This is a genomic window from Aeromonas sp. sif2433 (genome assembly GCF_019218705.1).
In the GTDB taxonomy this organism is placed as follows: Bacteria; Pseudomonadota; Gammaproteobacteria; order Enterobacterales; family Aeromonadaceae; genus Aeromonas; species Aeromonas encheleia.
Window position 1 is genome coordinate 377332 of record NZ_JAHUXD010000001.1, and the last position, 19898, is coordinate 397229.

Consider the following 19898-nt stretch of genomic DNA (forward strand, 5'->3'; position numbering starts at 1 on the left):
GTGGCCCCCAGCGAGGGCCACGATTAAGGGTTGCGGTGGACTATATCAGCCGCTCGAGGCGGCTGACCGCCGCCTCCACCTGGCGCAGGCTCTCCTGCCAGAAGGCGGGCTCGCGAATGTCGACGCCCAGGTGCTTCTCCACCAGATCCTCGGCGCTCATGCGGCCGGTGTCGCGCAGCAGCTCCCGATAGGCCTGGACAAACTCCTTCCCGGCCCGCTCCTTCTGGGCATAGAGCCCCAGGCTGAACAGGTAGCCAAACAGATAGGGGTAGTTGTAAAAACCGAGCTCGGTGATGGAGAAGTGGCTCTTGCTGGCCCAGAACAGTTCGTCATATTGGCTGAGGCTGTCACCATACCACTGCTCCTTCATGGATTTCATCATGCCGCGCAGCTCGCCGGCCCCCACATAGCCCTGCTCCCGCGCCGCCACCAGCGCCCGCTCGAAGTGGAAACGGGACGGAACGTCGAGCAGCAGGCTGGCGGCCCGCTCCCCCTCCAGCCAGGCGATGGCCCTGCGCTGCTCCATGTTGTCGGTGGCGGCCAACAGGGCATCGCGCACCAGGGCCTCGGCAAACAGGGAGGCGGTCTCGGCCAGCGTCTTGGGGTAGTCGCGCTGCGCCAGCGGCAAGTCCCGCAGCAGCCAGCTGTGCCAGGCATGGCCAAGCTCGTGGGCCAGGGTGATGAGGTTATCCATGGTGCCCTCGAAGGTGAGAAACACCCGAGGCTCGGCGGGCTCGGCATACTCGGTGCAATAGGCGCCGCTGCGCCTGTGTTCGCTCGGGGCCGCATCGATCCAGCCCCGCTCGGCCATCATGTGAACGAAGGCCCCCATCTCGGGATCGAAGCCGGCGAAGGCGTCGGCCACCAGCGCCAGCGCCTGCTCGAAGTCGATGTTGATAGGTGTCAGCGCAGGGGGCGGCGCATAGAGATCCCAGGGGGCGAAGTCGGTGATCCCCTGGGCACTCGCCATGGCGCGCAGGGCCCGCCGGCCCAGCTCCTTGTGGGCCTCGGCCTCTGCCATCAGGGTATCCAGCGTGCTGCGCTCGAGATGGCCCTGATGACAGGAGAGCGCCAGGGCATCGAGCCGCCGCCGCTGGCCACGCCGGCTGGCGAGCTCGTTGCGCCAGCCGTTGATGGCATTGAGGATGGCGGCCACCGTCTCCTGCTCCCCGGCCCAGGCCTGTTGAATGCCATGCCAGGCACTGGCGCGCCGCGCCCTGTCCGGGTGGGATAGCAGATTGTCCGCCTGGGCCAGCCCCATGGGTTCTCCCTCCACCAGCGGTCTGAGCCGGGCCACCAGGCTGTCGTAGAGATGGCCCCAGGCGTGCAGCCCATCCACCCCCAGCCCCTCGATCAGCTGCTCGCTCTCGAGCGACAGCCGCTGATCCTGCAACTGGCGATCGTGACGGATGGCATAGGCCAGCTCGAACAGCTCGGGATCCTGCAGCAGGCTGCGCAGCTGGGCCTCGGGGGCGCCCAGCCAGAACAGGGCCACCGGCTTGACGAGCTGGGCGAGGCTCGTCTGCAACTGCTGGCCGCGGGAGAGCAGCACCTTGGCCGGCTCGTCGCGACCGTTGCGGCTGAGCCGGTTGTAGGCATAGGTCTGGCTGTTCCACTCCAGCCGCCTCACCTCATCCGCCTGGCGCCGAATGGCCCGCAGCAGATGGCGCAGGGCGTTGATGTCATGGGTCTCTGGCAACTCGGCCAGCAGGGGGATCAAGGTAGACAGGAGCTGGTGGGCGTGCTGGAAATCGGCGTCGACGGCCGAGCAATCGGGGGCGGCATAGATGTGATCATCCAGCCAAGCGGTTGTGGTCATAACTGTCCTTATTGTTTGCATCCATGGCAGCTGGCTCCGTCTCTGTGGAGGGATGCCAGCCAGGATAGTACGAAGGGTGCCGGCGCTTGCCTAGCCCCCATTCGCGTCAGCAAACGGGACGCACGATGAGTGCGACGGCCCCTATCGGCCGCCTCACCCACGGCCGTTATTTGGCGGGCTTCAACTTGCTCACCAGGGTCATGGCCAGCACCAGCACCAGGCCCGCCACTACGCCGGCCACCGCATTGAGCAGGGTCGGCGTCAGGGCGGCCAGCACTGTGCCCACGGTTGGCAGGGTGGCCACGGCCTCGGCGGCTCCCTCCACCAGGTGATGGGCGAAGGGCCAGCCGTGCACCAGGATGCCGCCGCCGACCATGAACATGGCGATGGTGCCGACCAGCGCCAGCAGGTGCATCAGGCGGGGAGCCGTCACCAGCAGGCCGCGCCCCAGCAGGCGGCGCAGGGCGCCGGCGTCCGGCTTCTTCAGCAGGTGCAGGCCGATGTCGTCCAGCTTGACGATGAGCCCCACCAGGCCATAGACCCCCACCGTCATCAGCAGGGCGATGCCCGCCACCACCGAGATCTGCAGGGAGAGACTGGTGCCTTGGACTGTGCCGAGGGCGATGACGATGATCTCGGCGGAGAGGATGAAGTCGGTGCGAATGGCCCCCTTTATCTTCTGCTGCTCATAGGCCAGCATATCGTCCGGCACGGGCTCCGCCCCCGGCCCCGACCCCTCGTCGCCGTGGGGCAGGAACTTGTGGGCCAGCTTCTCCGCCCCCTCGAAGCAGAGGTAGGCGCCCCCCAGCATCAGCAGGGGGGTGATGAGCCAGGGCACCAGCACGCTGATGGCGATGGCGGCCGGCACCAGGATCAGCTTGTTGCGAAAGGACCCCTTGGCCACCGCCCACACCACCGGCAGCTCCCGCTCGGCGCGCACCCCGGAGACCTGCTCGGCGTTGAGGGCCAGATCGTCCCCCAGCACCCCGGCGGTCTTCTTGGCCGCCGTCTTGGTCATCAGCGCCACGTCATCGAGCACGCTGGCAATATCATCGAGCAGGGCCAACAGACTGGTTCCGGCCATATCAAGCATTCCTCATATCAGTGGTGAGAGCCCCTCGGGCAGATGGCCTGGCGACGACCTTGCTCATCAGGGGTTCCGCATTGCGGGCAAAAGATGGCACAGTGTAACGAGAAGCCGCCGTTTCGGCAGCACCCATAGCAGGGTCAATTGACCTTGTTTTACCCGCAAGCCCCTAGCCCAAGGAGTTCCCATGCAACCCTGGCAACCTCTGCTCGATTTCTGGTTTGGCGATGATGCCGACGACGCCGCTCGCGCCAACCGGCAGGCCCCGCTCTGGTGGGGCAAAAGCAGCGAGACAGATGCGCTGATCGCCAGCCGCTTCGGCGCGCTGGCCGCGGCGGCCGCCGCCGGCGAGCTGGCCCCCTGGGCCGAGGTGCCCGTCGGCCGGCTGGCGCTGATCCTGCTGCTCGATCAGCTGCCGCGCAACATCCATCGCGGCACCCCCGGCGCCTTTGCCCAGGATCCGCTGGCCCGCGAGCTCTGCCTGAAGGGCTTGTCGCTCGGGGCAGACAGGGCACTCTCGCCGCTGGGGCGAGTCTTCTTCTACCTGCCGCTGGAACACGCGGAGTCCCGGGAGCAGCAGGCTCGCAGCGTGGCGCTGTTCGAGGGGCTGGCGGCCGAGCAGGAGGGCAGCCCCGCCGGGGTCACCTTCGCGGGCTTCGCCGACTACGCCCGCCGCCATCAGGTGATAATCGAGCGCTTCGGCCGCTTCCCCCATCGCAACGCCATCCTGAGCCGCACCGACACGCCGGAGGAGGCGGCCTTCTTGCTGCAACCCGGCTCTGGCTTCTAGGCCCCACCGCAAACCGCAGAGATAAAAAAACGGGCCCACTGGGCCCGTTTCGCATTGCTTGGCTCGGGGGATCAGGCCGCCTCCGCCAGCGCCTCCTCTTTCTTCTGGTACGCCTGGGGCGAGAGCCCCAGCAGCTCCTGCACGGTCGATGCCACCGTGATGGAGGAGATGGTGCCCACCAGGATGCCGGCGAACAGGGTAAAGGAGAAGCCGTAGAGCGCATCGCCGCCGAACAGCAGCAGGGCCCCGACGGTGAAGAGGGTGGTGCCCGAGGTGATCATGGTGCGGCTGAAGGTGGCCTTGATGGCCACGTCCGAGCACTCGTGGATCCCCATCTGGGTGCGCGAGCTGAGCAGGTCCCGCAGCCGGTCCGAGATGACGATGCTGTCGTTGAGCGAATAGCCTATCACCGCCATCAGGCCGGCGATCACGTTGAGATCGAACTCGATGTGGAACAGCGCCAGCAGCCCCAGCGCCACCAGACCGTCGTGCAGCACAGAGACCAGGATGCCGATGGCCTGGCGCCACTCGAAGCGCACCGCCAGGTAGGCGGAGATGGCGAGCGATGCCACCAGCACCGCCAGCATCCCCTGCTGGAACAGCTCGGCGCCCACCTGGGGGCCGACTATGGTGGTGCGCAGCAGCTCCACCGGCAGGCCGAGCTGCTGGCTCAGCATCACCGCCAGCTCCTCGGCCGGCCAGGGCAGCTCGTGGGGCGGCAGCTTGATGAGCCACTCCCCCGGGATGCCGGCGCCGCCGAGCTCCACCGCCCCCGCCAGCGGGGCGCTCAGCAGGGCGTTGAGCTCATGGGCCTCCTTCAGGGTCTGGATGCGAAATTCCAGCAGTATGCCACCGGTGAAGTCGAGCCCGAGCGACAGCCCGTTGATGGCCAGCACGGCGACGCTCGCCACTGTCAGCAGCACGGAGATCCACAGTCCGATGTAACGCCAGCGGGTCAGGCCCATGGCAGCGATCATTCTCAGCATTGTTCTTCCCTCGACAGCAGATGGCTCGGGCTTCCCAGCGGGAAGCCGGTGGCGCGGAGCAGGCTCGAACCCACGGCGCTATGACACAGGCAACTCGTTCTGATCATGGTCATACCCTCAGCAGCTTGGCGCTGCTCTTGCCCCAGAGGGGGTTGATGATGGCGCGGGTGCCCCAGATGCCGGTCACCATGCTGGAGATGAGCCCCAGGATCAGGGTGATGGAGAAGCCCTGCAGCGGGCCTGAGCCGATGGAGTAGAGCACCACGGCGCAGATCAATGTGGTGATGTTGGCGTCGAAGATGGTGCGAAACGCCGAGCGATAGCCAAAGTCGATGGCGTTGGCCAGGCTCCCCCCCTCCCGCAGCCGATCCTTGATCCGCTCGAAGATGAGCACGTGGGTGTCCACCGCCATGCCGACGGTGAGCACCAGGCCGGCGATCCCCGGCAGGGTCAGCACGGCCCCCGGCAGCACCGCCAGCATGCCCACCTGCATCAGCAGGTTGGCGATGAGCGCCGTGATGGCGACCCAGCCGAACTTGCGATACCAGGCCATCATGAACAGCATCATGCCCGCCATGCCAAACGCCAGGGCGGTGAAACCCGCCTCTATGTTCTGCAGCCCCAGGGTCGGGCCGATGGAACGCTCCTCCAGGATCTTGAGCGGTGCGGTGAGGGCGCCTGCCCGCAGCAGCATGGCCAGCTCCTGGGCCTCGGGCAGACTGCCAATACCTGTGATGCGGAACTGGTTGCCGAGCGCCGTCTGTATGGTGGCGACGTTGATCACCTCGCTCTGGGCCCGCAGCTTGCCCTGGGCGTTGGTCTTGTATTCGGTGAAGACGGTGGCCATCGGCTTGCCTACGTGCTGGCGACTGAACTGGTTCATCTTGCTGCCACCCAGGCTGTCGAGCACGATATTGACCTGGGGTTGGCCCATCTCGCCCATATTGGCGCGGGCATCGACGATGTGCTCACCGCTCAGCACCGGTTTGCGCGCCAGACCGACCGCCTGACCGCTGCGATCCGCCATGAAGAAGCGGCTGTCGGCCTGGGCCTCGTAGAAGGCCAGCGATGCGGTAGCGCCTATCACTTCCTTGGCCTGCTTGGGATTGTGTACCCCGGGCAGCTCGATGCGGATGCCGTCCTGGCCCTGACGCTGGACCGAGGCCTCGACGATGCCGAGCTCGTTGATCCGCTTCTTCAGGATCGACAGGTTCTGGGTCACGGCGTTGTTGGCCAGCAGGGTGCGCTCGGCCTCGCTCATCACCAGCCGCAGCTCATTGCCGCTGCGATTGAGTTGCCACTGATCCTGCCGGGTACCGGCGGAATCCTTGATGATGTTGAGCCAGGGGGCCTGATCCGCCACCTCGGGCAGCGTGACTCTCACCTCCCCCTCGCTCACCCGGGCCACGTTGGCGCCGCGCAGGCGCGCCTCGCGGAACTGGGTGCGCAGCATGTCCACCAGGTTCTTGGTCTGGTTGTCCACCACGAAGCTGAGATCGACCCCGATCAGCAGCTGGGAGCCGCCGCGCAGGTCCAGCCCGAGCTTGATGGGGGCGGCGCCGAGCTGGCTGATCCAGGTCGGGGCATTGGAGTAGAACTCCAGGGTCAGGGCCGCGCTGTCATGACCCTGCTGCTCCAGCAGCTGCTTGGCCCTTTGCTGATCGGCCTGGCTGTTGAATACCAGCTCGACCCGCTCTTTCTGCTGCACCTGTTTGACCGGCTCTATCTGGTGATCGCGCAGCAGGCTGCGCTGCGCCTCGGTCAGGCTGGTCTGGCCGTGCAGGCCGAGGGAAGGCTGCTCACCGAAGAAGGTGGGCAGGGAATAAAACGCGAAGGTGAACAGCATGAGCAGCAGCAGGGCGTACTGCCACAGGTTCATGCGGTTCAGGGTGATGCGACTCTTTTTTCTCATGGCAAAGGCCTCTGTCGGGCGAAGGCGGCGGGCACGAAACCAGGGTTCGCACCACGCAAGAAAATTCAAATGAGATGGCGGGCCCGTTCACATGCGGTGAACAGGCTTTATGAGCGGCGATGAGGCAGTGCGGTAAGGCCAGACCCCATCGGGATCAGGCGAGATAACTCTGGGAGAAACGGTATTGCAGGTGCTGGCGTTGCAAGCGATGCCGGTGAATGGTGGCAAAGCGATCGCGGAAGCTGTGTTTGGGGTAGAGCAGGGCGGCGTAGAGCAGCAGGCCACACAGCAGCAGCAGGATGGCCTGCTGTGACCAGCTCATGATCAACTCGTAGACGACGCTCTTTGGCTGGTTGTCGCCGCGCAGGGAGTGCTCGAGGCGCAGCAGATGATTCTGGTGGGAGCCGACAAACTTGACGACACCGTCGTCGCTGTCGCTGGCGCCGTGGCTGGCCTGTACCAGCTCGGACTGATCTCCTGCGCCGGCCTCCGTCATCATCTGGCTCTGCTGGGCGGCGGACCGATGAGCGGATACCTTGAGCCCCTCCACCGAGACGGTAGAGAGCAACAGAGTGAGCGCGATGAGCAGGGTCATCGTCGCCAGTTTCACTTTGTCCAGCAGGCTCAAACGGTTAATTCCTGAAAAATAGAGGGGGCAAACTACCACAGCCCCCCGGATAGAACAAGGACGGCAGGCCTCGCGGCCTGCCGTCCTTGTCCCCTAGGGGACGCGCCATCAGCCGCCTTTGGTCATGGCCGCGAAGTCCTCGGCATAGTCCTTGAGCAGGCTATAGAGGTGGGCACGCTGGGAGAGATCCATCGACTGGCTGAGATCGCTGAGCCACTTGATGGTGCGCTGGCGGGACTGGTCGGTGTAACCGGTGAAGCGCCCGTCCATCAGGCCGTCCCCCTGTTGCAGCAGACGGGTCAGCTCCTTGCCAAAATCCGGGCTCTGGCGCTGCTTCATCAGCCGATCCAGCTCCAGGCTCCAGGCCCCCTGGAACTCCAGCCAGGGCCCCATCATCTCGTATTGCCACTCGGCCCATTGGGCGATCAGCGGCTCCTGGGCCGGCTTGACCCTGCCTATCCAGAACCGCAGCCGCTCGTTCATCTTCTCCCTGAAGCCCTTGAGCATCTCCTCCCTGGACTCGGTGGCGAAGTCATGCTGGCGCTCCTGCTGGCGCTTCACCCTGTCGGTCATGAAGTGGGCCACCTGGGCGTCGGTCAGGGTGCGAGCGAGGCGCACGGTGCGGGGGATGGCATTCTCCAGGGTGCGGGTCAGGCTGCCCTGTACCTTGTCGAGATGATACTCGACCTGGACCGGGCTCATGGGGCTCGCCACCGCCTTGGCCAGGGCATCGAGATCCCTGGCGTAGATGGGCAGCTCATGTTGGCGGTGCCAGGCCATCAGCCCCTTCACCTCGCTGTCGAGCAGCTTCTTCTGGCTGCGATCCAGGGAAAAATAGTCGTCCAGCTGCCAGACGATGGCCGAGTCGAGCCAGTAGTAGATCACCCGGGTCGCGCAGCCCGTCAGCAGCAGGCAGAGCAGCAGCAGGCTCCAGCTACGGGGTTGACGCCATGAGAATGTGGTCACCATGCATGCCTCCAATTCGTTGAAAAAATAAGCGTCATTCGATGCACTCGAGCCAGTCTCACTCCAGACGTTGGCGGTGGCGGTCGATCAGGGTCTGATAATCGGGGCCGGCTTGTTGCTCCGCCATCAGCAGGCCCCACAGCAGGGCGATGTAGTCAACCCATGGCAGGAAGGCGTCGGCCTGAAATCCCTTGCCATTGAGCAGCTTATGAGTGCCTCCCCTGTCTTCAAGATAGCAGTTCTCCAACTGACTCTGCTGCTCTTCGCTCCAACCGTGGGTGCGCACTATGCTGGCGAGCTCGAACCCCGGGTGGCCGGCGGCGCCATACTCCCAGTCGATGACCCAGGGTCGGCTGCCCAACAAGTTAGCCGGATTGAGATCGTGATGGCAAGGGAGCCAGCAATCGTCCGGCTCGCGGCTGGCGAGCAGGCCCCGCTCCAGCGCCGGCAACCAGGCCGGCACCTGGGCCAGCCTGGCGCGATAACCGGCGCTGTGGGCCCGCACCGCCATCACCACCCGGGGCAGCGGCAGCCGGTGCAGGCGGCGCAGCGCCTCGGCCAGCAGGCGGGGCTGTTCGGCTGGCGGCGGTGGCGCCACTTGCCAGTTTGGCTCGTCGCACCAGTCCAGCAGCATCAGACCGGAGGCCGGATCGCTGTGATGGCACGCCAGGGCCAACCCCTGCCCCACCGCCCCCTGGTAGAGCTGCCATTCGGTGGCCCGATCGATACCTAGCCGCACCGGATCCGGGTGACCGAGCCGCAAAAAGTAGCTGAGCCCCGAGGAGAGGCGCAGCCGGTAGTTGCAGTTGGTCAGGCCGAGGGCTAAGGGCTCGAGCTTCCCCTGCCGCCAGGGGGCCGGCAGGCGGTTCAGCAGTTCGAGCTCGGCCAGATCGCCGGACTGGGTCCGCGCCGCAGCGACAGCTTTGTGCAGATTACCGGGCTGTTTGTTCACATCACCAAGCTTCTTGTTCACATCACCAACCGAAAGTGGAGGTCTTCGCCTGCTTGCGGATCTCTTTCTGATCGGCCCACAGCAGCTCGCCGTTTTGCAGATCCATCAGGTTCATGGTCATCTGGTAGTAGACGTCCTTCACCTTGCCGTTGTCCTTGACGATGCTGGCCAGGTTGCCATAGACCATGTAGCGGGCGCCGGTCTGCTTGCCGAGCCGCACCATGGAGGCGGAGTCCACCATGCCGCTGCTCTGCTGATACTCGAGCTGCTGCTTGACCGCGGCCACCTTGCTCATGTCGACGAAGCGGAACTTGCCGGCCCGCAGCAGCTTGGTGCGCATGGTGTCGGTGATGGCCTCGGTGTCGATGTGCTCCGAGGTCTTGTTGCGGATGCTGTCCATAAACAGCACGGGACGGCCCGCCGCGGTGATCTCGCCGGTGGCGGGAGAGCTCAGCATGGAGTCCGCCATCTTGTCGGCGATGGCCTGCAGATCCGACGAGCCGTAATCCACGGTCACCGTCTCGGTTTCGGTCGGATCGCCATAGCTGACGGTGGTGCTGGAGCAGCCGCCGAGCAGCAGGGTACCGCTCAGGATCAGCAGGGCATGGTTCATTTTCATCAGTTCGATTCCTCAATCACTTCGCGTACATAGACCCTGTATCCCTGGGCGGTCGGGTTAGGCGCCAGGGCCGACAGGGTGCGGCTCTGGTAACCGTGCAGCTTGATGGGGGTCCAGCCGCGACCATCGCTGACCAGCTCCTGGCCGCTGCCATCATACCAGTAGAACAGGTATTGCAGATGGCTGTCCCCCGAGCGGCTATTGGCCAGGATCACGTTGACCTGCAGCAAGCCATTCTGCTCGCGGCGGCTCTGCTCGGTCAGGGAGACGTCGAGGCCGCTGTTGTGTGTCTCCAGCTGGGCCGCGCCCCCCGCCGGGGCATAGAGCGCCACGCCGGCGGTGTTGGTGGTACAGGCTGACAACAGCAGCATCAGGCCAAGGGCCGCACCATGGGCTTTCATCGTATTCTCCTTATCGACCGCCAAAGGTGGCCATCGGTGGCTGCCCCGCAAGGGGCATAAATCACATCGGGTGTGGCCGCTAGAGCGGCAGCACCCGGGTCGTCAGGCCGGCACCGAGCCGCTGCACCCACACCAGGGTGGTGCGGCCGCCATGGACGGTGAGCGGCAACTCGCGGCGGGCACTGCCCGCCCCCAGCTGGAGCCGCACCTCTCCGGCCGGCAGCATCCCCTGCCAGCTGGAGGCCTGGGCCGGCAGCGTCAGCCAGCTGCGGGTATCTGCCCGCTCCGACAGGGTGTTGAAGATGCCGACCATGATGTTGCCCACGTCTCCCCCCTCCTTGGCGGCGCTGCGCCGCAGCTGCTCCTTGGTCAGCAGCCGCAGCGCCTGCCGGGTCAACATGCCCGGCAACCGCTCCTGCAGATCCTTGGCGGCCAGCGCCCCTAGCTGGACCAGGGGGCTGGTCTGCTCCTGGCGGCCGCCCACCGAGACCAGCAGCGGCCCGCCGTCGCTGGCCCGATTATCGTAATAGGGCACCGCCACGGTAAAGGTCCGAAAATCGCCGCCCGAGGTGGCGATGGGCAGCGGCAGGAACAGCTCCCGCCGCGCCGGGATCAGGCCATCTTCAAACAGCACCACCAGCTGGCCCTGATCCTTGAGCAGTGGCGGCGCCTTGCGACCGACGCTCTTCTCGGTCTCCTTGAGCTCATCGGTGGAGCCGCGCAGCCGCGCCAGCCGCAGCAGGGCATCCTGCAGGCTCCGGTTGTCCGGCGCTATCTGGTAGCCGCGCTGGTAGTCGACCCAGGCATCGTTGAGCTCCCCGGCCGCCTCATAGAGGACGCCGGAGAAATAGAAGGTGTAGGCGTTCTGGAAGCCGTTCTTCACCTGACCTATCAGGCGATCGAGCTCGGGGGCCCCGCGCGACATGAGCTGGCGCATCTGTTGCTCGGTGCTCGCCTCCCGCCCCTGCCGTTCGGCCTGCCGCACCTCGGCGGCCCGCGCCTTGAGCGCCCGCTCCTGCACCTGATTGGCGCGGCGCACCTCCACCAGGGCGCCGTCGGCATCCCCCCGTTGCAGGTAGTTCAGCGCCAGATAGTGGTGCAGCATGGTGCGCTCGTAGTCGGGCACCCGATAGGCCATGGTCTGATCGTTGGTGAGCAGGCTGCCCGCCTGGGCCAGGCCGCGGCTCAGCCGGTACTCGGCCTGGTTGTCCTCCCAGCCGAGGCGACCGTCGGCGGCGGCGAAGGCCTGCTTGCTGCCGGCATCCTGGCCGGCGAGCCAGGCGATACGCCCCTGCTCCAGCCGATCCAGCACATAGCTGTCGTCCCCCAGTGTCGAGTCGCGAACCTCGGGCAGCGCCTCGGCGGCATGACCCAGCAGCAACTGATTGCGCAGCGGCACCATCTGATCTGAATAGGAGACGAAGAGATCCTGCCAGTGGGAGGCGCAGCCCCCCAGCAGCAGACCGGCCAACAGCAGGCCGGTCAGTGGGGCGGGACGGATCACAGGCTGAGCAGAGGGCCCAGCGGCTGGCCACCGACCAGGTGCATGTGGATGTGGTAGACCTCCTGCCCGCCGTGGCGGTTGCAGTTCATGATCAGGCGATAGCCGTTTTCGGCGATGCCCGCCTCGCTCGCCAGCTTGCGGGCGACGGTGAACATGCGACCGAGGGCCAACTCATGATCCGGCTCCACGTCGTTGACGGTGGGGATCAGCACATTCGGCACTATCAGGATATGGGTCTTGGCCTTGGGCTGGATGTCGCGAAACGCGGTCACCAGATCGTCTTGATAAAGGATGTCGGCGGGGATCTCTTTGCGGATGATTTTGCTGAAAATGGTTTCTTGCGCCATGGGTAACTCCTTTATATGAAAAAGAAAATTTAACACAAACCTCAAGCGACTCCCAAAAATACCGCCGTGGTCCGCCAAGTGTGACACAAGCCGATATTTGGCACAGCCGTTGTCCCAATCCCTTCAGTTATTGTTAAAAATACCGATAGTCAGGGGGACGTCCTCCGTATCATCGACGCCTCGCCCGCACAGGGTGGAGTGCAGGGTACCAAAAGGACGGGGTACTCAGGCAAGGGACTTTTGCATAGACAGCGGGACAATAATGAAACAAACCATGTCAGACCTCTCGATCTTACAGAGAGTCTATTTAGGCTTTGCCATCCTGGTCGCCGTGATGGTGGCCACCTCGGTGCTGACGTTTCGTAGCCAGAGCGAGCTCAATCAGGCGCTGGATCAGGTGACGCAGCAATCCATGCCGCTGGTGATCGCCAGCAGCCAGACCCAGATAAGCCTGCTCAGCGCCAACAAGTGGCTCACCGACGTGCTGACCGAGCAGGACACCAAGTTGCTGCAGGGGGAAGTGGCCGAACTGCAACAGGCCAAGCAGCAGGTCGACAAGATGCTGGCCAGCCTCAAGCAGCAGGTCGCCAGCCACCCAGAGCTGCAGGGGGAGATGGCCGCCCTAAGCCAGCTGGTCGATGACTATCTGCGGCTGACCCAGACCCTGCCCACCGAGCACGAGGCGCTGCTCACCCGGCTGCACAAGGTCAACCAGGCCAAGGGCCAGTTCCAGGTCAGCCTGCCCCAGTTCAAGAAGAACCTCGGCGACATGATGGTCACCGTCGACGACAGTTTCATCAAGATGCTGTCCGAGACCCTGACCACCAAGCTCTCCGCCATCGAGCTCTCCACCATGGATGCCCTCAACCAGAGCATCCCCGCCCCCATCGAAGCGGCGCTCAAGCGCAACAAGATGCAGATCGAGGGCTTCAACAGCACCATCAAGGATCTGCAGGGGGAGCTCAAGGATTTTGACAACAACATGGGCCACTACGTCCATGGCTTCGTGCGCGACACCACCGCCACTGAAGGGGTGCTCGCCCAGTACCTGGCGCTGATGAAGCAGCAACAGAGCATGCGTGAGCAGAGCAAGCAGGCGAGCCAGCTCATCGTCAGCATCCAGAACAAGCTGGAGGGGATCACCGCCCAGAGCCAGCAGCTGATGAACGCCAGCATCAAGGCCTCCGATCGGGTGCAGACCCGAAGCACCCTGACCCAGGGGATCAGCATAGTCATCGCCATCTTCGTCGCCATCCTGGTGGCCTATACCCTGGGCAAGGCCATTCGCCGCCCGCTCAAGGAGCTGCTGCGGGTGCTGACCGAGGTGACCCAGGGCGACATGACCCAGCGGGTCGGCTTCAAGAGCCAGAACGAGTTCGGCCAGCTCGGCAGCCAGATCAACCTGCTGATCCAGCAGATGGGGGATGTGCTCCGCCAGCTCTCCCAGGCGTCGAACCAGCTCAACAGCGCCGCCCACGACAACCGCCACACCACCGAATCGGTGCGGGCCGATCTGGAGAAGCAGCGCCAGGAGACCGCCTCGGTCGCCGCCGCCATGACCCAGATGGAAGCCTCGGTGCGGGAGGTGGCCCAGGCCGCCAACCAGACCCTGGAGCGGGTGCAGGATGTGGAGAAGGCCTCGGAGGTGGGCCGCAAGGTGATGGCCGGCAACATCACCACCACCCATCAGCTGGCGGGCAAGCTGCAGCAGACCGGTGCGGTCATCGCCGATGTGAGCGCCATGAGCGGCCAGATCGGCAACATCCTCGACGTCATCCGCGGTATCGCCGAGCAGACCAACCTGCTGGCCCTCAACGCCGCCATCGAGGCCGCCCGCGCCGGTGAGCAGGGCCGCGGCTTCGCGGTGGTGGCGGACGAGGTGCGCAACCTGGCCGGCCGCACCGCCCAGTCCACCAGCGAGATCCAGACCATGATCGAGAACCTGCAGCAGGGGGTCGCCCGGGCGGTCGACGTGATGCAGGAGTGCTCCCGCGAGATGGACAGCTGCGTGGATCAGAGCTCCCAGGCCAACAACGCCATGGAGGAGGTGCAGGGCATAGTGGTGCTGATCAGCGACATGTCGAGCCAGATCGCCTCCGCCGCCGAGCAACAGCAGGCCACCAGCGCCGACATCGCCACCAACCTCAACCGCATCTCGGACATCTCGGATCTCAACTATCGGGGCATAGAGCGGGTGGCCGAGACCAGCCAGCAACTCGACAGCTTGGCCGAACAGCAGGAGGGGCTGGTGCAGCGCTTCCGGCTCAGCGCCTGAGCTTTACCGGGCGTTCTGTAACCAAAGAGAGGGGCCTGCGGGCCCCTCTCTCGTGACGCCGCAAAGCGCCTGGCGCGAAAGTCGGATCCCGATCACGGACAGGGGCGCACCGCTGCGCCAGCATGGGCCATCGACCTCTTTTGACCCCCTCGGCCAGGCCGAGCCCAGGATCTCGCCATGATCTCCCTCAGCCAGTTGCTGCTGTTTGCCGGCGCCGCCCTCTTGATGGCCCTGACCCCCGGTCCCAACATGCTCTATCTGCTCTCCCGCTCCCTCTGCCAGGGGCGGATGGCGGGCATCATGTCCTGGTGCGGTGTGGTGCTGGGCTTCAGCGTGCATATGCTGTGCGCCGCCATCGGCCTGACCGCCCTGTTCATGACGATCCCGCTGGGCTATGAGCTGCTCAAGGTGGCCGGCGCCCTCTACCTGCTGTGGCTCGCCTGGCAGGGCATACGGCCGGGAGCCCGCTCCCCGTTCGAGCCGACCGCGCTGGCGGCCCAGTCCCCCGGCCGGCTGTTCCTGATGGGGCTGCTCACCAGCGTGCTCAACCCCAAGGTGGCCATCTTTTACCTGTCGGTGCTGCCCCAGTTCATCGCGCCGGACGCGGGATCCGTGCTCAGCCAGAGCCTGCAACTCGGCACGGTGCAGGTGCTCATCAGCGCCGTCGTCAACCTGATGGTGGCCCTGTCCGCCGCCCGCCTCGCGCTCTGGTTCGCCCGCCACCGCCTCTGGCTCGCGGTGCAGCGTTACGTGATGGCCACGGTGCTGGGGCTGCTCGCCGTCCGTCTGCTGGCCCAGGGCCGCAGCTAGCAAACCCCGCCCGGCCCCAGACAACAAGAAGGCTCCCGTAGGAGCCTTCTTTGATTGGACCTTCGATGCGGCCAATGGGCCACATCAGGGTTCAGGCGTAGGCGATGGCGCCCTTGCCGACCCCCTCATAGGCCACTATCTTCACGAACTTGTCGCCCACCTGTTGCTTCACCTCGCGGGCGATATGGTGGGCCAGCAGCTCTATGGTGGTGTCGGTGTCGATCATCTCCACCTCAGCCGCCGGCATGGCGAGCTGGAACAGACCCTGGGGCGCCATGTACTTGAAGCCAAGGTGATGCTCACCCAGCTCGGCCTGCGCCAGCTCGCTTAAGGCCAGTTCGTTCAAGGGGACCTTGTCCTCCTCGGTGCCGAGGTAGATGTCGGCCCAGCGCTCGGCCCAGTTCAGCTCGAGCTCCCCATCCCGCTCGCCATCCACCAGGATCTCGATGGGAGAGCGATGGCCGTGGGCGATGCGCTGGCAGTTGCCATCGTGCTTCTTGAGCCCGTGGCTGTAGTGATAGAAGGCGCCGTCGAGCCGCTCCTGGCGCAGGGTCAGCGCCAGATCCTTAATGTTGTCCGGCAGCCGCTTGGCCAGTACCGCCAGCAGATAGCGGGTCACCGACTCCTTGTCCACCTGGGGCGCCGGGATGAAGGCGAACGCCTGGGACGGGCAACGCAGGTGGATGGAGCGCTGGGGGCGCAGCAGATCCACGGTGCACTCGCCGTCGTCCAGGGGGTGGATGTGCACCAGGGCGCTCTCGGTCGGCACCAGCAGCTTGTGATCCACCTCTTCATCGATGATCGACTTGATCAGCTTCTTCACCCGACCAAAGTCCAGCAGCATGCTCATCTCGTTGAGCTCGCCGCTCATCTCGATGTCCACCAGCCAACTCTCCCCCACCATGCCGCGACGCTCGCACAGGTAGCTGGAATCGATCACAGTCAAATCTCTAACAAATAACTTCATCACTCAGGCCTTGCTACAGAGAAAGTGCAGTTTGCGATATTATGACCCCGGATTATCGGCAAAGGAACTGGAACCCCCCATGAACAAATTGCTTATCAAGAATGCCACCCTGGTCAACGAAGGCCGCATCTATGCTTCCGACGTCTTGATCGAGGGTGAGCGGATCGCCCGCATCGCCCCGGACATCAGCGCCCCCGATGCCGTGGTGATCGATGCCGCAGGCCGTCACCTCATCCCCGGGATGATCGATGATCAGGTCCATTTCCGGGAACCTGGCCTGACCCACAAGGGGACCATCGCCAGTGAATCCCGGGCCGCCGTCGCCGGTGGCACCACCAGTTTCATGGAAATGCCCAACGTCAATCCCCAGACCACCACCCTCGACGCCCTCGAAGCCAAATACCAGATAGCCGCCAACTCCGCCGCCGCCAACTACAGCTTCTACCTGGGTGCCACCAACGACAACCTGGAAGAGATCAAGAAGCTGGATCCCAAGCAGTCCTGCGGCATCAAGATCTTCATGGGAGCCTCCACCGGCAACATGCTGGTGGACAACCAGGAGACACTGGCGGCCATCTTCCGCGAGAGCCCGGTGATGATAGTCACCCACTGCGAGGACACCCCCTCCATCAAGGTGCTGGAAGACGAGGCCCGTGCCAAGTGGGGCGAGGATGTGCCGATGCGCGAGCACGGCCGCATCCGCAGCGCCGACGCCTGCTACAAATCCTCCAGCATGGCGGTGGGGCTGGCGAAGCAGTACGGTGCCAAGCTGCACGTGCTGCACCTGACCACGGCCAAGGAGCTGTCGCTCTTCACCGCCACCCCGGATCTGAAGGATCTCAAGGACAAGAACATCACCGCCGAGGTGTGCGTTCATCATCTGTTCTTCAACGAGGCGGACTACGACACCCTGGGCAGCCAGATCAAGTGCAACCCGGCGGTGAAGAGCGCCGCCGACCAGCACGCCCTGCTGGATGCGGTGCGCAACGACGTGCTCGACATCATCGCCACCGACCACGCCCCCCACACCTGGGAAGAGAAGCAGAACAGCTACTTCAAGGCGCCGTCCGGCGTGCCCCTGGTGCAGCACTCCCTGCAGGCACTGCTGGAGCTCTACCACAACGGTGTCTTCTCGCTGGAGACTATCGTCAAGAAGACCTCCCACGCGGTGGCCGAGCGCTTCCAGGTGCAGGATCGCGGCTACATCCGCGAGGGTTATTTCGCCGACCTGGTGCTGCTGGACCTCGGCAAACCCTATGTGGTCAACGACAGCAACCTGCTCTATCTGTGCGGCTGGTCGCCCTTCAATGGCTACCGTTTCCAGAGCACCATAGAGATGACGCTGGTCAACGGCCAGATCGCCTGGCAGAACGGTCAGGTCACCGATCAGGTATTGGGCAAGCGGCTCACCTTCAACCGCTGACCTTTGCTCGCGAGCGATGCCTGTCACTCGTGCCAAACGGCCGCCCATCGGGCGGCCGTTTTCATGCCGGACGGCGAATTGGCGCCGACAAAATGAGCGACTGGTCACACTTTGATCCGAGGTTGCTCGTAAAGCAGACGAACGCACTCAGGAGTGGATTTCCCCTGTTGACAGGATCGGGGCATCTCCATAAACTCCCTCCCCGTCAGCCGAGCTGACTCCGTCGGTGTGTAGCGCAGCCAGGTAGCGCATCTGCATGGGGTGTAGAGGGTCGGAGGTTCGAATCCTCTCACACCGACCAAATTCCCCGAGAAAGGCCTTGTCTAACGACAAGGCCTTTTCTTTTTGTGCTCCCCTGCCTCTTTTTGTGTTCCCCTGCGTGGCCGCGCCGCGATTGTCTCGCCCGGTGCTTTGTGCTGTAGTGATGCCGTGTTTCGCCAACCGGCTTGCAAACTAGATGTCGCGTATTGCCCCCCTCTCCCTCGGTTCCCGCCTGTGCGGCCTGCTGCTGATCGGCCTGCTGAGCGGCTGTGCCACCCCCTATGACAGCGAAAAATCCTTCTGGAACGGCCGCACCGGCTTCTCCCAGACCCAGCTCGGCACGGATCGCTGGCAGCTGGAGTTTGTCGGCAACGAGCTGGTGGACAGGGAGACGGCGCGCAAGTACGTGCTCAAGCGCGCGGGGGAGATGGCGCTGGCACTGGGGTACGCCTGGGTGCAGGTGCATGAGCTGAGCGTTTCACGAGATGCGGTCAGGGTGACCCCCGCCCGCCCCCGGTTCGGCTTCGACGAGTATGAGCCCGACACCTTCATGGACGAGATGCATGTGCAGCATGTCACCTCGGCCCTGTTGATCTTCTCCCTCGCCCAGCGCGCAGTAAACGAGCAGAGTCTCGAAGCTATTTATATTGCAAATGTAAAAATAAACAGTGATTAATATAGATTAATTGCAAGATCTATATCACATACAACTAATAACAACATAAAGTTCTGCCATAAGCCGCTGGATTTCCCTTTCGTGATTAGGCATTCTGCCAGCACACCGGCTGTCAGGATTCCATGGCCCGGATCACAAAAACGGACTGAGGTGGCCCCCCGCCACCTGTACACGCACTGCACACAGAGACACTGGGACTCCCCCATGAAAATGAATAAGTTGACGGTTGCCATCCTCATCGCGATGTTGCTTGGCATTTTTACCGGTCAAGGTTACCGCCTGCTGGCGCCCGCTCAGGCGGCTGATTTCGCCAGTGACATCACCATCTTGACCGACATCTTCCTGCGCCTGATCAAGATGATCATCGCCCCCCTGGTCTTCACCACCCTGGTGGTGGGCATCGCCAAGATGGGCGACACCCGCACCGTGGGCCGCATCGGAGTCAAGACCCTCGGCTGGTTCATGCTGGCCTCGCTGATGTCCCTGACCCTGGGCCTGATCATGGTGCACCTGATGCAGCCGGGCGTGGGGCTCTCCCTCTCCCTGCCCGATGACACCGCCAGCTCCGGCGTGGTCGCCAGTGCCCTCTCCCTCAAGGACTTCGTCACTCACGCCATTCCCAAGAGCGTGATCGAGGCCATGGCCACCAACGAGATCCTGCAGATAGTGGTGTTCTCCCTCTTCTTCGGGCTGGCCGCCGCCGCCCTGGGCGATGCCGCCAAACCCGTGGTCAAGCTGATGGCAAGCAGCGCCGAGATCATGCTGAAGGTGACCGGCTACGTGATGAACTTCGCCCCCTTCGCGGTGTTCGGCGCCATCGCCGCCATGGTCGCCAAGGAAGGGCTCGGCATCCTCGCCACCTACGGCACCTTCATGGCCCAGTTCTATCTGGCCCTGGCCTGCCTCTGGCTGCTGCTCATCGCCATGGGTAGCCTGTTCATCCGCCGCCGCATCCTGACCCTGCTGTCCATGATCCGCGAGCCCATACTGCTGGCCTTCTCCACCGCCAGCTCCGAGGCCGCCTACCCCAAGACCCTGGATCGGCTGGAGAAGTTCGGCTGTGACAAGCGCATCGCCAGCTTCGTGCTGCCCATGGGTTACTCCTTCAACCTGGACGGCTCCATGATGTACTGCACCTTCGCGGTCATGTTCATCGCCCAGGCCTACGGCATCGAGCTCAGCATGGCCCAGCAGATCACCATGCTGCTGCTGCTGATGGTCACCTCCAAGGGGATGGCCGGGGTGCCGCGCGCCTCCCTGGTGGTGATCGCCGCCACCCTGAACCAGTTCCAGATCCCGGAGGCCGGCATCCTGCTGCTGCTCGGCATCGACCACTTCCTCGACATGGGCCGCTCCGCCACCAACGTGCTGGGCAACGCCATCGCCGCCAGCGTGGTGGCCAAGACCGAAGACAGCCTGGGAGAGACCCAGCCCGAGGGCGAACTCGCCAAGGCTTGAGCCAACTCCACCCAGCA

The 19898-nt window shown here is 64.4% G+C and carries 18 protein-coding genes and 1 tRNA gene; 7 read left to right on the top strand and 12 right to left on the bottom strand.

The features are described from left to right. Nucleotides 1-40: 40 nt before the first annotated feature. Nucleotides 41-1819 carry a M3 family oligoendopeptidase gene (locus tag KW825_RS01575; protein WP_218327994.1) on the bottom strand — a complete coding sequence of 593 codons (1779 nt, stop codon included), beginning with the start codon at nucleotides 1817-1819 and terminating at the stop codon, nucleotides 41-43. A gap of 166 nt (nucleotides 1820-1985) precedes the next feature. Next, nucleotides 1986-2903 carry a DUF808 domain-containing protein gene (locus KW825_RS01580; protein ID WP_042653447.1) on the bottom strand — a complete coding sequence of 306 codons (918 nt, stop codon included), beginning with the start codon at nucleotides 2901-2903 and terminating at the stop codon, nucleotides 1986-1988. A 190-nt stretch (nucleotides 2904-3093) separates the two neighbouring features. Between KW825_RS01580 and KW825_RS01585 the strand changes: the two genes are divergently transcribed. Next, nucleotides 3094-3696: a DUF924 family protein gene (locus KW825_RS01585; protein WP_218327995.1), complete on the top strand. Its 603-nt coding sequence runs from the start codon at nucleotides 3094-3096 to the stop codon at nucleotides 3694-3696. 71 nt (nucleotides 3697-3767) lie between these two features. Here KW825_RS01585 and secF read toward each other — a convergent pair whose 3' ends face one another. The 9 genes from secF to hinT form a co-directional block, all read right to left on the bottom strand. Then, on the bottom strand, nucleotides 3768-4682 hold the full coding sequence (secF, locus tag KW825_RS01590) for a protein translocase subunit SecF (RefSeq protein WP_197720918.1): 915 nt from the start codon (nucleotides 4680-4682) through the stop codon (nucleotides 3768-3770). Between the two features lie 109 nt (nucleotides 4683-4791). Next, nucleotides 4792-6594 (bottom strand): protein translocase subunit SecD, encoded by a 1803-nt coding sequence (gene secD, locus KW825_RS01595; protein WP_218327996.1) that lies wholly within the window; start codon nucleotides 6592-6594, stop codon nucleotides 4792-4794. Between the two features lie 154 nt (nucleotides 6595-6748). Next, a complete protein-coding gene (locus tag KW825_RS01600; protein ID WP_218327997.1) occupies nucleotides 6749-7222 on the bottom strand; it encodes a hypothetical protein in 474 nt (157 codons plus the stop codon). A gap of 108 nt (nucleotides 7223-7330) precedes the next feature. After that, a complete protein-coding gene (locus KW825_RS01605) occupies nucleotides 7331-8191 on the bottom strand; it encodes a DUF6279 family lipoprotein (protein WP_218290376.1) in 861 nt (286 codons plus the stop codon). A gap of 55 nt (nucleotides 8192-8246) precedes the next feature. Then, nucleotides 8247-9119, bottom strand: coding sequence for a choline/ethanolamine kinase family protein (locus KW825_RS01610; RefSeq protein ID WP_218328158.1), 873 nt, complete (start codon nucleotides 9117-9119; stop codon nucleotides 8247-8249). Nucleotides 9120-9162: 43 nt separating this feature from the next. Next, nucleotides 9163-9759 (bottom strand): penicillin-binding protein activator LpoB, encoded by a 597-nt coding sequence (gene lpoB / locus KW825_RS01615; protein WP_042653442.1) that lies wholly within the window; start codon nucleotides 9757-9759, stop codon nucleotides 9163-9165. After that, nucleotides 9759-10160 (bottom strand): YcfL family protein, encoded by a 402-nt coding sequence (locus KW825_RS01620; RefSeq protein WP_218327998.1) that lies wholly within the window; start codon nucleotides 10158-10160, stop codon nucleotides 9759-9761. Before KW825_RS01620 ends, lpoB begins: the two co-directional genes overlap by 1 nt. A gap of 79 nt (nucleotides 10161-10239) precedes the next feature. Next, entirely contained in the window at nucleotides 10240-11661 is a 1422-nt protein-coding gene (locus KW825_RS01625; protein ID WP_218328159.1) for a hypothetical protein, read from the bottom strand. Further along, the gene (gene hinT, locus KW825_RS01630) at nucleotides 11661-12011 is read right to left on the bottom strand and encodes a purine nucleoside phosphoramidase (RefSeq protein WP_033129807.1); all 351 of its coding nucleotides are present in this window, start codon (nucleotides 12009-12011) and stop codon (nucleotides 11661-11663) included. The genes KW825_RS01625 and hinT overlap by 1 nt, the downstream gene beginning before the upstream one ends. A gap of 262 nt (nucleotides 12012-12273) precedes the next feature. Here hinT and KW825_RS01635 point away from each other — a divergent pair, with 262 nt between their 5' ends. Next, nucleotides 12274-14286 (top strand): methyl-accepting chemotaxis protein, encoded by a 2013-nt coding sequence (locus KW825_RS01635; RefSeq protein ID WP_218327999.1) that lies wholly within the window; start codon nucleotides 12274-12276, stop codon nucleotides 14284-14286. Nucleotides 14287-14463: 177 nt separating this feature from the next. Next, nucleotides 14464-15096: a LysE family translocator gene (locus KW825_RS01640; RefSeq protein ID WP_042653439.1), complete on the top strand. Its 633-nt coding sequence runs from the start codon at nucleotides 14464-14466 to the stop codon at nucleotides 15094-15096. Nucleotides 15097-15187: 91 nt separating this feature from the next. Here the strand turns inward: KW825_RS01640 and KW825_RS01645 are convergent, their stop codons facing one another. Continuing rightward, nucleotides 15188-16063 carry a 6-carboxytetrahydropterin synthase gene (locus KW825_RS01645; RefSeq protein ID WP_218328000.1) on the bottom strand — a complete coding sequence of 292 codons (876 nt, stop codon included), beginning with the start codon at nucleotides 16061-16063 and terminating at the stop codon, nucleotides 15188-15190. Nucleotides 16064-16142: 79 nt separating this feature from the next. Here KW825_RS01645 and KW825_RS01650 point away from each other — a divergent pair, with 79 nt between their 5' ends. The 4 genes from KW825_RS01650 (at nucleotide 16143) to KW825_RS01665 (ending at nucleotide 19881) form a co-directional block, all read left to right on the top strand. Continuing rightward, nucleotides 16143-17486 carry a dihydroorotase gene (locus tag KW825_RS01650; protein ID WP_218328001.1) on the top strand — a complete coding sequence of 448 codons (1344 nt, stop codon included), beginning with the start codon at nucleotides 16143-16145 and terminating at the stop codon, nucleotides 17484-17486. A 224-nt stretch (nucleotides 17487-17710) separates the two neighbouring features. Continuing rightward, a tRNA-Pro gene (locus KW825_RS01655) sits at nucleotides 17711-17787 on the top strand. A gap of 156 nt (nucleotides 17788-17943) precedes the next feature. Further along, a complete protein-coding gene (locus KW825_RS01660; protein ID WP_218328002.1) occupies nucleotides 17944-18423 on the top strand; it encodes a hypothetical protein in 480 nt (159 codons plus the stop codon). A 204-nt stretch (nucleotides 18424-18627) separates the two neighbouring features. Next, nucleotides 18628-19881 (top strand): dicarboxylate/amino acid:cation symporter, encoded by a 1254-nt coding sequence (locus KW825_RS01665; protein WP_042651762.1) that lies wholly within the window; start codon nucleotides 18628-18630, stop codon nucleotides 19879-19881. Nucleotides 19882-19898: the final 17 nt, after the last annotated feature.

What these genes read in the sequence shown, in the direction of transcription:
- KW825_RS01575 (WP_218327994.1), bottom strand. Translation starts at nt 1,819, where the DNA reads ATGACCACAACCGCTTGGCTGGATGATCACATCTATGCCGCCCCCGAT.
- KW825_RS01580 (WP_042653447.1), bottom strand. Translation starts at nt 2,903, where the DNA reads ATGGCCGGAACCAGTCTGTTGGCCCTGCTCGATGATATTGCCAGCGTG.
- KW825_RS01585 (WP_218327995.1), top strand. Translation starts at nt 3,094, where the DNA reads ATGCAACCCTGGCAACCTCTGCTCGATTTCTGGTTTGGCGATGATGCC.
- secF (WP_197720918.1), bottom strand. Translation starts at nt 4,682, where the DNA reads ATGCTGAGAATGATCGCTGCCATGGGCCTGACCCGCTGGCGTTACATC.
- secD (WP_218327996.1), bottom strand. Translation starts at nt 6,594, where the DNA reads ATGAGAAAAAAGAGTCGCATCACCCTGAACCGCATGAACCTGTGGCAG.
- KW825_RS01605 (WP_218290376.1), bottom strand. Translation starts at nt 8,191, where the DNA reads ATGGTGACCACATTCTCATGGCGTCAACCCCGTAGCTGGAGCCTGCTG.
- lpoB (WP_042653442.1), bottom strand. Translation starts at nt 9,759, where the DNA reads ATGAAAATGAACCATGCCCTGCTGATCCTGAGCGGTACCCTGCTGCTC.
- KW825_RS01620 (WP_218327998.1), bottom strand. Translation starts at nt 10,160, where the DNA reads ATGAAAGCCCATGGTGCGGCCCTTGGCCTGATGCTGCTGTTGTCAGCC.
- hinT (WP_033129807.1), bottom strand. Translation starts at nt 12,011, where the DNA reads ATGGCGCAAGAAACCATTTTCAGCAAAATCATCCGCAAAGAGATCCCC.
- KW825_RS01635 (WP_218327999.1), top strand. Translation starts at nt 12,274, where the DNA reads ATGAAACAAACCATGTCAGACCTCTCGATCTTACAGAGAGTCTATTTA.
- KW825_RS01640 (WP_042653439.1), top strand. Translation starts at nt 14,464, where the DNA reads ATGATCTCCCTCAGCCAGTTGCTGCTGTTTGCCGGCGCCGCCCTCTTG.
- KW825_RS01645 (WP_218328000.1), bottom strand. Translation starts at nt 16,063, where the DNA reads ATGAAGTTATTTGTTAGAGATTTGACTGTGATCGATTCCAGCTACCTG.
- KW825_RS01650 (WP_218328001.1), top strand. Translation starts at nt 16,143, where the DNA reads ATGAACAAATTGCTTATCAAGAATGCCACCCTGGTCAACGAAGGCCGC.
- KW825_RS01660 (WP_218328002.1), top strand. Translation starts at nt 17,944, where the DNA reads ATGTCGCGTATTGCCCCCCTCTCCCTCGGTTCCCGCCTGTGCGGCCTG.
- KW825_RS01665 (WP_042651762.1), top strand. Translation starts at nt 18,628, where the DNA reads ATGAAAATGAATAAGTTGACGGTTGCCATCCTCATCGCGATGTTGCTT.